This window comes from Mesorhizobium sp. USDA 4775 (assembly GCF_054062655.1).
In genome coordinates this window covers 5921403-5931823 of the sequence record NZ_JBSSFM010000001.1, presented here as the reverse complement: position 1 = coordinate 5931823, position 10421 = coordinate 5921403, and the positions used below count along the sequence as shown (strand labels likewise).

Annotated in this window: 13 protein-coding genes; 6 read left to right on the top strand and 7 right to left on the bottom strand. The window is 62.6% G+C overall.

Annotated features, from left to right (window positions below):
* The first annotated feature begins 78 nt into the window (after positions 1–78).
* The 3 genes from ACVILI_RS29210 to ACVILI_RS29200 are packed head-to-tail and all read left to right on the top strand — an operon-like array spanning position 79 to position 2599.
* The gene (locus tag ACVILI_RS29210) at positions 79–708 is read left to right on the top strand and encodes a DUF1285 domain-containing protein (protein ID WP_019860693.1); all 630 of its coding nucleotides are present in this window, start codon (positions 79–81) and stop codon (positions 706–708) included.
* Entirely contained in the window at positions 708–1340 is a 633-nt protein-coding gene (locus ACVILI_RS29205; protein ID WP_038653270.1) for a CoA pyrophosphatase, read from the top strand. The genes ACVILI_RS29210 and ACVILI_RS29205 overlap by 1 nt, the downstream gene beginning before the upstream one ends.
* On the top strand, positions 1337–2599 hold the full coding sequence (locus ACVILI_RS29200; RefSeq protein ID WP_240564787.1) for a CCA tRNA nucleotidyltransferase: 1263 nt from the start codon (positions 1337–1339) through the stop codon (positions 2597–2599). The genes ACVILI_RS29205 and ACVILI_RS29200 overlap by 4 nt, the downstream gene beginning before the upstream one ends.
* Before the next feature lie 80 nt (positions 2600–2679).
* On the opposite strand, the gene ACVILI_RS29195 is transcribed toward ACVILI_RS29200, so the two are convergent.
* The 4 genes from ACVILI_RS29195 to hemF all read right to left on the bottom strand — a co-directional run bounded on the left by ACVILI_RS29195 (position 2680) and on the right by hemF (position 5878).
* Positions 2680–3660: a S8 family serine peptidase gene (locus ACVILI_RS29195; protein WP_084791668.1), complete on the bottom strand. Its 981-nt coding sequence runs from the start codon at positions 3658–3660 to the stop codon at positions 2680–2682.
* 86 nt (positions 3661–3746) lie between these two features.
* The gene (locus ACVILI_RS29190; RefSeq protein WP_038649121.1) at positions 3747–4325 is read right to left on the bottom strand and encodes a hypothetical protein; all 579 of its coding nucleotides are present in this window, start codon (positions 4323–4325) and stop codon (positions 3747–3749) included.
* 260 nt (positions 4326–4585) lie between these two features.
* Complete coding sequence (locus ACVILI_RS29185) at positions 4586–4771, bottom strand: DUF1059 domain-containing protein (protein WP_027047304.1); 186 nt, start codon at positions 4769–4771, stop codon at positions 4586–4588.
* 192 nt (positions 4772–4963) lie between these two features.
* Positions 4964–5878: an oxygen-dependent coproporphyrinogen oxidase gene (gene hemF / locus ACVILI_RS29180; RefSeq protein WP_019860687.1), complete on the bottom strand. Its 915-nt coding sequence runs from the start codon at positions 5876–5878 to the stop codon at positions 4964–4966.
* Positions 5879–6049: 171 nt separating this feature from the next.
* On the opposite strand from hemF, the gene ACVILI_RS29175 reads away from it, so the two are divergent.
* Positions 6050–6307 (top strand): hypothetical protein, encoded by a 258-nt coding sequence (locus ACVILI_RS29175; RefSeq protein WP_023770299.1) that lies wholly within the window; start codon positions 6050–6052, stop codon positions 6305–6307.
* Positions 6308–6313: 6 nt separating this feature from the next.
* Here ACVILI_RS29175 and ACVILI_RS29170 read toward each other — a convergent pair whose 3' ends face one another.
* The 3 genes from ACVILI_RS29170 to ACVILI_RS29160 all read right to left on the bottom strand — a co-directional run bounded on the left by ACVILI_RS29170 (position 6314) and on the right by ACVILI_RS29160 (position 7614).
* Positions 6314–6514 carry a hypothetical protein gene (locus tag ACVILI_RS29170; protein WP_038649117.1) on the bottom strand — a complete coding sequence of 67 codons (201 nt, stop codon included), beginning with the start codon at positions 6512–6514 and terminating at the stop codon, positions 6314–6316.
* A 43-nt stretch (positions 6515–6557) separates the two neighbouring features.
* Complete coding sequence (gene soxR, locus ACVILI_RS29165; RefSeq protein ID WP_019860684.1) at positions 6558–7001, bottom strand: redox-sensitive transcriptional activator SoxR; 444 nt, start codon at positions 6999–7001, stop codon at positions 6558–6560.
* Positions 7002–7155: 154 nt separating this feature from the next.
* A complete protein-coding gene (locus tag ACVILI_RS29160) occupies positions 7156–7614 on the bottom strand; it encodes a tRNA (cytidine(34)-2'-O)-methyltransferase (protein WP_038649114.1) in 459 nt (152 codons plus the stop codon).
* Between the two features lie 491 nt (positions 7615–8105).
* On the opposite strand from ACVILI_RS29160, the gene ACVILI_RS29155 reads away from it, so the two are divergent.
* Together ACVILI_RS29155 and ACVILI_RS29150 are read left to right on the top strand one after the other, a co-directional pair.
* A complete protein-coding gene (locus ACVILI_RS29155; RefSeq protein WP_084791787.1) occupies positions 8106–8501 on the top strand; it encodes a hypothetical protein in 396 nt (131 codons plus the stop codon).
* Positions 8502–8531: 30 nt separating this feature from the next.
* Positions 8532–10418 (top strand): ABC transporter ATP-binding protein, encoded by a 1887-nt coding sequence (locus ACVILI_RS29150; protein WP_069092989.1) that lies wholly within the window; start codon positions 8532–8534, stop codon positions 10416–10418.
* The last annotated feature ends 3 nt before the right edge of the window (positions 10419–10421 follow it).

The following is a 10421-nucleotide window of genomic DNA, read 5'->3' as shown; positions in this document are numbered from 1 at the left end:
CCTCGCGTAGCGCCTATGGTCGAACTTAAATCACAGACTTAGGCTGACAAGCGGAACAACAGTGACTATTTCGTGACGATGACGGAACACGACGAACATCGCCAACAAAGCCTTACGCAGGCAACCGAGGCGCGCGGCCTGGAAGCGCTGATCTCGCGCGCGGCGCGTGCCGGCAAGGGTGCGGCGCCCGTCGAGCGCTGGAATCCCGACTTTTGCGGCGATCTCGACATGGAGATCAAGGCCGACGGCACCTGGTTCTATCTCGGCACGCCGATCGGCCGCATGCCGCTGGTGCAGCTTTTTTCCTCGGTGCTGCGCAAGGACGCGGACGGAAGGACTTATCTGGTCACGCCTGTGGAAAAGGTCGGCATCCGCGTCGCCGATGCGCCGTTCATCGCCGTCGAAATGGATGTTTCGGGCAGTGGCGACGAACAGATCATCACCTTCCGCACCAATGTCGGCGACGTGGTCGAGGCGGGGCCGGAACGGCCGCTGCGTTTCATCGACGAGAACGAGACCGGGGGCCTGAAGCCCTATGTGTTGGTGCGCGGCAGGCTGGAAGCGCTGGTCGGGCGGCCTGTCATGTACGAGCTGGTCGGGCATGGCGAGGAGATCGAGATCGGCGGCAAGGCGATGTTTGCCGTGCGCTCAAAGGGCGCGGTGTTCCCGATCATGCCGGCGGACCAGTTGAAACGGCTCAGCGCATGATGGACCGCGTGTCACTGATGCCGTTTTCATCGGCGGATTTTCGCGCGCGCTTCGCCGCCCAGCCGGATGCCCATGCCGGCGACGATTATGGCGACCATCGCTTCAATCCGGGCCATCCGCGGCTGAACCCGGGCAAGCCGCTGCGCAATGCGGCGGTGCTGATCCCCGTGGTCGATCACGAAGACGAAGCGACGGTTTTGCTGACCAAGCGGGCCGAAAAGCTGCGCAACCATTCGGGGCAGGTGGCCTTTCCCGGAGGCACCATCGATGCGACCGATGCCAGCCCGGAGGCGGCGGCGCTGCGCGAAACCTTCGAGGAGATCGGCCTCGATCAGGACCGCATCGAGATCATCGGCCGCATGCCCGACTATGTCGCCGGCAGCGGCTATCGCATCGCGCCGGTGCTGGGCATCGTGCGGCCCGGCTTCCAGCTCGACTTGAATGCCGACGAGGTCGATGCCGCCTTCGAAGTGCCGCTGCGCTTTCTGATGGATCCGGTGAATCACAAGCGCGACAGCCGCATGTGGAACGATCTCGAATGGTTCTTCTACGACATGCCCTATGGCGACCGCCGCATCTGGGGCGTCACCGCCGGCATCATCCGCACGCTCTATGAAAGGCTCTATGCGTGAGTGTTTCGATCGCGGGCAGGGCCGACTGGCTTGCCGACAAGCATTTGCAGCGCCTGCTTGCCGCCCTGGCAGAAGGCGGCGAGGAGGCCCGTGTCGCCGGCGGCGCCGTGCGCAACACGCTGATGGGCCAGCCGGTCGCCGATGTCGACATCGCCACCACCTGTTTGCCGGAGGAAATCATCCGCCGCGCCGAGACGGAGGGTTTCAAGCCGGTGCCGACCGGTATCGAGCATGGTACCGTCACGGTGGTCGCCGGCGGTAAGCCCTATGAAATCACCACTTTGCGCGCCGATGTCGAGACCGACGGCCGCCGCGCCAAGGTGTCGTTCGGGCGCGACTGGAAACTCGATGCCGAGCGGCGCGACTTCACCATCAACGCCCTCTACGCGGACGCGGATGGCTCCGTCGTCGACCTGGTCGGCGGCATCGCCGATATCGAGGCGCGGCGGCTGCGCTTCATCGGTGATGCGGAGGCACGCATCCGCGAGGATTATCTGCGCATCCTGCGCTTTTTCCGCTTTTTCGCCTGGTATGGCGAAGGCCGGCCTGACGCCGAGGGGCTGAAGGCCTGCGCCCGGCTGAAGGATGGCCTGGCGCAACTTTCGGCGGAGCGCGTCTGGTCCGAGCTGAAGAAACTGCTTTCGGCGCCTGATCCGTCGCGGGCGCTGCTGTGGATGCGACAGGCTGGCGTTTTGACCGCCGCGCTGCCGGAAAGCGAGAAATGGGGCATCGACGCGATCCACGGGCTGACCAAGGCCGAGAAGGATCTGGGCTGGGCGGCCGATCCGATGCTGCGGCTGGAGGCGATCGTGCCGCCGGATGCCGCGCGCATGAAGACGCTGGCCGAGCGGCTGAGGTTTTCGACCGCGGAATCAGACCGTTTGCGCTACTGGGCGATCTCCACGACCGTTGAGCCGAAGACGACCGAGGGCGAACTGGCGAAAAGGCTCTATCGCGGCGACGGGCAAGGGGTTGTCGACCGCCTGCGGCTGTCGCTTGCCGGAGCCCGGGTGCGCGCTGTCGAGGACAATAATGCGCTGCTCGAGGCCGGTGGCTTTTCGCGCCTGCTGGCCTTCGCGCTCAAATGGGAAAAACCGGTGTTTCCGCTGAAAGGCGCCGACCTGACGGCGCTCGGCGCCACGCCGGGGCCGAAACTGGGCGAAATCCTCAAGAACCTCGAGACGGAATGGATCGAGGCGGGATTTGCCCCCGATCGCGGCGCGCTACTCGAACGCGCCGCGAAGGCGCTTGAAGCTTAGACTTGAGCCTGGCCGGACGACCGTGCCGAAAGAAAAGCCATAACCGAGACGACGATTTGACCGGGCGAAGCGTCGCTTTCCTACCTGATCGCCGTGGGAGCCAGCGCGCGCGAAAGGCTTGCCTCGCCCTTGCCGTAGACGGAGGCGTTGTAGTTGACCAGCGTGTCGGTACGAGCCGTGTTGAGCAGATCGTTGGTGATCTGGGTTGGCGTGGCGCTGGTGAATTTGCTGCCGATGATCGCCGCATATCCTGAAATGATCGGTGCGGCGAAGGAGGTGCCATAAAGGCCTGTCTTGCTTCCATCGACACCAACCACGAGGAAGTGGCTTTGCACCAGCGGATTGGAGCCGGCGGTGTTGGAATACCAGGCAAGCTGGGCCTTGCTGGACGTCGTGCCGTTGGTGGACAGCGCACCGACGAAGATCGCGGATGGTTTTCCAATCAGGGCAAGGTCGAGATAGTCCTGCTGGCCGTTCGTGATCCCACCCACGGCAACCGAATCGTTGCCTGCGGCCTTCGAAACAACAGCCGTTCCCCTGGTGGCATAGGAGATGATGGAGGCCTCTTCCGGGGCCCAGCCGATCTGGTTCGAACTGTAGCCCGCCCTGGCGTACATGCCGTAGCTCAGATTGAGCACGTTCAGGCCGGGCGCCAGGCCGACGGCCGAACCGGTTGAGAAGTCCTTCGACCTGATGGTCGCCAAGGGCGCGATCATGCCGGCTTCCTCACGCGTCCATTCACCGTGGCGCTGGGTTTGAACCCCGACACCGAAATTGCCGGAGAAGCGCGATGTGCTGGAGAAATCGTCGACTATCGTGATCGTGACGCCCTTGCCCTTGTATCCCGCCGCCCAAGCGGCGCCTACGTCGGGGCTCATCCACCGCTGCACTGTTGGCGTGCCCGCGGCCGGGATCGTAGCGCTCACGCATGTGGACAGGCCGCCGCCGTGGCACAGCGCGGCCATCTCGTCCGCACTGACCGCCTCCTGTGCCGACGCCATCGGCGCCGACAGGATGGCGAGAGCCGTGGCGATACCGAATTTCAAGCAACTCCGTGACATGCTCTTACTCCGTTCAGACAAGAACCAAGACGGGTGATCGCGAATTTCGGGGCGAGATGATTTTCTCATTTACATCCTCCCGGCGATCAGAAAGTAACACGGTAATTCAGCCAGATGTGCTGGCTCTCCGGTTTAGCGTTAACCAGATATTTCAAGGTTTCCTCAGGCGCCATCTGGCTGGCCGCGAGCCGGCAATTGACGCTGTAGGTGCCAAAATCACCGTAGTCGGCTTCGCAGGACTTTTCGGTGAGCTTGCCGCCGATGGTCGTGGTGAGTGAAAGGGAAAGGGTGCTGTTCGGGTTCGGATGCATCTGAGTGAGGAAGCCAAGCTTGAGGCTGGGCTCGATCCGATACTTCTCGCCCTGTTCGCCGGTCCCAAATCCCCAAAGGATGCCGGTATCCTCCGTGATCTGGGTGAGCAGGTCTACATGCATGTCGACCCAGCTTGCCCGGTACCATTGGTTGAAGGAGACAAAGGTCCCGTTCTGCAGTTCGTAGCCGCCATTGCCCAGGCTTCTCGCGCGATCACTGAGCGGCGAGCCCTGATGTATGTCGACCAACGATGTCGTCATGTCCTGGGCAGCAGCCGGGGACGCCCCGATGAGCGCGCCCAGCAGGAACGCCATCGTGCCGAACCTCACTCGACTGCCGGACTTTTCGCGCATGCGCGAAACACCTCGCCCCACTGATTCCGGACCAGTGCCTGGTGGCGAAGGGCTTCTCTGGCAGCCCACTGTAGCCGGATTATCCGTCCGACAGTGGCACGGGTTCGGTTACCGCGTGGTTTATTTTAGCTGAGGCAAATATGATTTTTTGACCCTGCGGGGTCTGGCTCGCTCGGCGTCCGCGATGGCGCTTCCATTCAATCTCGAAGCGCCAACGCGGCTGTTTTTCTGTTGCCGACGGCTCCTGGCCAGGGCAAAGCCTAGGCGGCGTCGCGCACCTTCTCTATGCGCGAGCGGATCGCTTCGATCATAGTTTCGCGGATTGTCGTCTCGCCATGCGTCTCGCGCATATGCTCGACGGCACGGCGCATCACTTCGGCTTCCTCGTCGGCACGGGTGTGCCACTCACAGCCGGGAACAAGCGAGCCGCAGTGGAATTGCTTCATCGGATTTCTCCTTTTCCTCCAGTGAGCCGGTCGAGGCTCCGCCACTTTTTTGGCCCACGGTCCATTCCCGGACGTGGGCGGGGCGAGAACTATAACACGGGAGGGGCGGTCTGGTTGCATCAAAGCATCGTGCGCCACCCGCCCTGTCTCCTCGACTTGACGCGATTCCGGACGGGATTGCTCCGGCTGATCCTATGGCCAGCGCACCTCCGGCGGCAGGCTGGACAGGATCGAGGCGACATTGCCGCCAGTCTTCAGGCCGAAGATGGTGCCGCGATCGTGAAGCAGGTTGAATTCGACATAGCGACCACGGCGGATGAGCTGTTCGTCGCGGTCGCCATCCGTCCAGTTTTCGTTGAAATTGGCGCGCACGAGGTGGCCGTAGACGACGAGGAAGGAGCGTCCGACGTCCTGGACGAAGTTGAAGTCGGCGTTCCAGCCGCCCTTGTCCTCGCCAGAATGCAGCCAGTCGAAGAAAATCCCGCCAACGCCGCGCGGCTCGTTGCGGTGCGGCAGGAAGAAATACTCGTCGCACCAGGCCTTGAATTTCGGGTGGTCGGCAATGGCGGCGTTCTTCTCGCATGCGAACTGCATGGCGCGGTGGAAGGCGACAGTGTCGGGGTCGTCCTGGGTGCGGCGGCGGTCGAGCACCGGCGTCAGATCGGCGCCGCCACCGAACCATTGCCTCGAGGTGACCACCATGCGTGTGTTCATGTGCACGGCCGGAACGTTGGGGTTCCAGGGGTGCGCGATCAGCGAGATGCCGGAGGCCCAAAAACGCGGGTCTTCCTCGGCGCCGGGCATCTGCTTCCTGAATTCGGGCGAGAACTCGCCGTAAACGGTCGAAGTGTGGACGCCGACCTTCTCGAAGACACGGCCATGCATCATCGACATGGTGCCGCCGCCACCCTTGCCGGCATCACGTTCCCAGGGTGTCTTTTCAAAGCGGCCCGGCGACCATGAGGCGAGAGGGCCCTGGAGATCCTGCTCGATCTGCTCGAAAGCGCCGCAGATGCGTTCGCGCAGCGCCTCGAACCACAGGCGCGCCTTCATCTTCTTTTCCTCGATGTCGGCGGGCAGGCCTACCAGTATTTCAGGTCGTTCCAAAATGCCGTCTCCGGTTGCGGGGCGGCCGCCCCTACAAATGACTCGTCTTTTGCCGGCGCGATCCCTAATCTCTTAGGGAACAGGGTCAAGTCACTTTGCTTTTGCGCATGATCCTTTCCGAAACTCGGATTCCGATTTTCGGGTCATGCGCCAGGCGCAGGGAGTTGTTTGGTGCGCACCCCGGCAAGACCGCCGCTGGATGGCCTGAAGAAAAGGCTCGATCAAAGCCGGGCTGAGCGCGCACGCATGCCGCGCGACGGTTTTCTGCGCGAGACCTTCGTCCTGCCGCGCTCCGATGCGCGGCTCAAGGCCAAGGAGTGGTTCGAGCGCTTTCCCAAGCAAGCCTACTGGACCGAGATCGAAAGCTGGTTCGAACGCCCGGGCGACCTGATCGAGTTCACGATCAGGCGGTTGCCGGCGGCGGACTAAAGAACGTCACGAGAAAAATAGGTCGCGCAATTTTGGAGAATCCAGGATCAGGTTCTCGCCAAGTAGCTTGCCGAATTTTTCAAAGCCCATTTTCCGCGCCTCGTCGAAGCTCAAGGACGTAAAGAGTGTTGGCATGCCGCCGGAGTCCACCCGGTAGATCGTAATGAGTTGTGTCTCTTCTTCAGGTTGGATTAGATGTCCCAGCACTGACGGTTCCTTCCGTATCGCCTCATAGTCGCATTGCTTTCATTCAGGTTGCAACCAACCTTCTCGCCCCAGTGCCTTCCTTCGCCAGCCGGTCGCCCTTGTTCCTGAGCGGGCATTTGTCGATCGACATGCAGCCGCAGCCGATGCAGTCGGTCAGCCCGTCGCGCAGTTTCTTCAGCTGGGCGATCTTGTGGTCGAGCGCGTCGCGCCAGGCGGTCGAAAGCAATCCCCAGTCGTCGCGTGTCGGCGTGCGGCCTTCCGGCAGGGAGGCCAGTGCCTCGCCGATTTCGGCCAGCGAGATGCCGACCTCCTGCGCGACCTTGATGATTGCCACCCGCCGCAGCACGTCGCGGCCATAACGCCTCTGGTTGCCTGACGTGCGGTGGCTGCGGATCAGCCCGCGCGTCTCATAAAAATGCAGCGCCGACACCGCGACGCCGCTGCGCATGGCCACCTGGCCGACCGTCAATTCCGTTACCGGTGCCATTTCTCACTTTCCGCTTGACCTCAAGTTAAGTTGAGCTTGTAGCGAAGAAATGTTGATTGGGCAATGACAGGAGAAGGCGATGTGCGCCTGGGTGAGAATGACCGGAGAAACCGCTGTCGTCGGCGACGGCGAGGCCATCGATGGGCCGCCGATCCTATCCGAGCTGCCGGACGGCTTCGCCCGCCACCATGGCGACGGACAGCGCGACATTGATGCTGCGCGCGCTGCCCTGCATGGGGATGGTCAGCCGCGCATCCGCCGCCTGATGGACAGGATCCGGCACGCCCGCGGATTCGCGGCCGAACAGAAGCATGTCGCCGTCGGCAAAGCTGAAGTTGGTGTAGGGGGTCGCCGCCTTGGTCGACAGAAGCACCAGCCGGCGCCCGTCCTTCTTGCGCCGGTCCTCGAAGGCGTTCCAGTCGACATGCCGGGTCAGGGCAGCCATTTCGAGGTAGTCCATGCCGGCGCGCTTGAGCGCCTTGTCGGAAAGCGGAAAGCCGGCCGGCTCGATGATGTCGACGCCAAGGCCGAGACAAGCGGCGAAGCGCAGGATTGTCCCGGTATTGCCGGCAATGTCCGGCTGGTAGAGCGCGATGCGGAGACGACAGTTCATTTCCGCATCCTTCTAATAAGTGGCAGATCGGCCACAGGAGTTTCCCGGTTTTGGAAATTCCTGGACCTGCGGGTGGCCATTTTCTGCGAAGTCGGGTATGTCAGTCGCATTGTCAACCCGAACCGATGGAGGGGACACTCATGATGACCATGCACATCCAGCGCCCCTCTCGTGGGCTTGTACGCCTGCCGGCGGCTTCGGTTCGACGATTCTCCTGACTCTCTAAGACTTGATCGCGCCGATTCCCGCCGAAACGATTTTTCGGCTCTCGAAGGAATCCTGCGATGTTTTTCAAAAAGTCAAAAGGGCTGAACGCCCCACCTGAACATGTCCGGACCGACTCGTTCAGTCGCGTCCGGACCGACACTTGTCGTGTCCAGGCCGATGCCGAGCGTCGGTTGCGGACCGAGGCAATCCGTGCCTCCGGCCGAATGCCGGCGGACGATGTTGCTTGGCCTTTTCATCTCTATTTTCATACGGAGGACGGACCGATGTTCGATCCCTACAGAATACCGGGCTCGAGGAGCCTGCATATCCACCGACTGCCGACCTGGGCACTGCTGATCGGCGAGACCCATTCGTCGGCGATCCATGCCGAAGTCCGGCGCCGGCCGCATCGCGGCATGCTGCCGGATGTCGATTTCTCGCACGCTGTTCCGGACCCCAGCCGGCCTTCGCTGGTGCGCCGGATCATCCGGCTGATCCGGCCGGGCGCGAAAATCCGGCTTGTCGACACCGCGCCGTCAGGATCAGCAAACGAGCCTGTCGGCGAAAAGCCCGCGAACCCCTATATAGCGCGAAGCAGGGCCGACGGTCCGGATGATTCCGGACCGTCGGCCCTCGGCGCCACACGGTCCGAGGACTTCGTACGTTCACGCGCCGCGTAAGCGGAAAACAGATTTTCACAGGCATGACCTATGTTGTTGTTCAGCTGGTTTGAAAGAAGGCTCGATGCGTTCCCCGCGGCGGAACCGGTCGAGCCGCCCAAGACTCTGGTGGCCTTCTGCCTGCATTATACGCGCGGCGCCTGGCCCTATATCCTTGTCGACGCGGTGCTGGTCGCGGCCATCGCCATCGCGGAAGTGTGGATGTTCGGCTTCCTTGGCCGCATCGTCGACTGGCTGTCGGGGCAGAATCGCGAAACCTTCCTTCAAACGGAAGGCTGGAAGCTTGCCGCCATGGCCTTCATCGTGCTGTTCGCACTGCCGAGCACGGTATGGGTGCATTCGCTGCTCAACCAGCAGACGCTGATGGGCAACTATCCCATGCGCATCCGCTGGCAGGTGCACCGCTACTTGCTCAACCAGTCGATGAGCTTCTACCAGGACGAGTTCGCCGGCCGCATCGCCACCAAGCTGATGCAGACCGCGCTCGCCGTGCGCGAATGCGTCATCAAGGTGATCGACGTGCTCAACTACGTCATCGTCTATTTCCTGGGCATGCTGTTGATCGTCGGCTCCGCCGACTGGCGGCTGGCCGCGCCGCTGGGCGTCTGGCTGGTCGGCTACATCCTGTTGCTGCGTTACTTCATCCCCCGCCTGGGCAAGGTCGGCGAGGAGCAGGCCAATGCGCGCTCGGTCATGACCGGTCGCGTCGTCGACAGCTACTCCAACATCCAGACGGTCAAGCTGTTCAGTCATGCCAAGCGCGAGGCGACTTTCGCCAGGGAAGGCATGATGGGCTTCCTCGACACGGTCTACCGGTCGATGCGGCTGGTGACGGTGCTTTTCGGCACGCTCTACATCCTGAACGCCCTGCTGCTGTTCTCGGTCACCGCCATTTCGCTGTGGCTGTGGATGGGGCAAGTGGTGACGATCGGCGCGGTCGCCGTGGTCATCGGCCTGGTGCTGCGGATGTGGGGCATGTCGCAGTGGATCATGTGGGAGATGTCGGGCCTGTTCGAGAACATCGGCACCGTGCAGGACGGCATCGCCTCGATCTCGCTGCCGCGCCTTGTCGAGGACAGGCCGGACGCGAAGGAGATCGCCGTTTCCAGGGGCGAGATCCGCTTCGAGGATATCCGCTTCCACTATGGCAAGCAGAAGGGCGTGATCGAAAACCTGTCGCTGACGGTGAAGCCGGGCGAGAAGGTCGGCATTGTCGGCCGCTCGGGCGCCGGCAAGTCGACGCTGGTCAATCTGCTGTTGCGCTTCTACGATCTGGAAAGTGGCAAGATCCTGATCGACGGCCAGGAGATCGCCGGCGTGAAGCAGGATTCGCTGCGCGCCCAGATCGGCATGGTCACGCAGGACACCTCGCTGCTGCATCGGTCGGTGCGCGAGAACATCCTCTACGGCCGGCCTGATGCTTCGGACGAGATGCTTGTCGAGGCGGCTCGGCGGGCCGAGGCGCTGGACTTCATTGGCGGGCTCGCCGATCACAAGGGCCGCAAGGGGTTCGACGCCTATGTCGGCGACCGCGGCGTCAAATTGTCCGGCGGCCAGCGGCAACGCATCGCCATTGCTCGCGTTATGTTGAAGGATGCGCCTATACTTATCCTTGACGAGGCGACGTCGGCGCTGGATTCCGAGGCGGAAGCGGCCATCCAGGAGAACCTCTACAAGCTCATGCAGGGCAAGACCGTCATCGCCATCGCCCACCGGCTGTCGACAATCGCGGCGATGGACAGGCTTGTGGTGATGGATCAGGGCCGAGTCATCGAGGAAGGTTCGCATGACGAACTGGTCGCCAAGGGCGGGCTCTACGCGCAGCTCTGGCAACGCCAGTCGGGCGGGTTCCTGCTCGAGGACATACCGGCCGAAATCGCCAATGACGTGATCGCGAAGGGGCAAGCCGCAGAATGATGG

Excerpts from the sequence above, each read along its gene's own strand:
- ACVILI_RS29210 (WP_019860693.1), top strand. The coding sequence starts at position 79 with ATGACGGAACACGACGAACATCGCCAACAAAGCCTTACGCAGGCAACC.
- ACVILI_RS29205 (WP_038653270.1), top strand. The coding sequence starts at position 708 with ATGGACCGCGTGTCACTGATGCCGTTTTCATCGGCGGATTTTCGCGCG.
- ACVILI_RS29195 (WP_084791668.1), bottom strand. The coding sequence starts at position 3,660 with ATGTCACGGAGTTGCTTGAAATTCGGTATCGCCACGGCTCTCGCCATC.
- ACVILI_RS29190 (WP_038649121.1), bottom strand. The coding sequence starts at position 4,325 with ATGCGCGAAAAGTCCGGCAGTCGAGTGAGGTTCGGCACGATGGCGTTC.
- ACVILI_RS29185 (WP_027047304.1), bottom strand. The coding sequence starts at position 4,771 with ATGAAGCAATTCCACTGCGGCTCGCTTGTTCCCGGCTGTGAGTGGCAC.
- soxR (WP_019860684.1), bottom strand. The coding sequence starts at position 7,001 with ATGGCACCGGTAACGGAATTGACGGTCGGCCAGGTGGCCATGCGCAGC.
- ACVILI_RS29160 (WP_038649114.1), bottom strand. The coding sequence starts at position 7,614 with ATGAACTGTCGTCTCCGCATCGCGCTCTACCAGCCGGACATTGCCGGC.
- ACVILI_RS29155 (WP_084791787.1), top strand. The coding sequence starts at position 8,106 with ATGTTCGATCCCTACAGAATACCGGGCTCGAGGAGCCTGCATATCCAC.
- ACVILI_RS29150 (WP_069092989.1), top strand. The coding sequence starts at position 8,532 with ATGTTGTTGTTCAGCTGGTTTGAAAGAAGGCTCGATGCGTTCCCCGCG.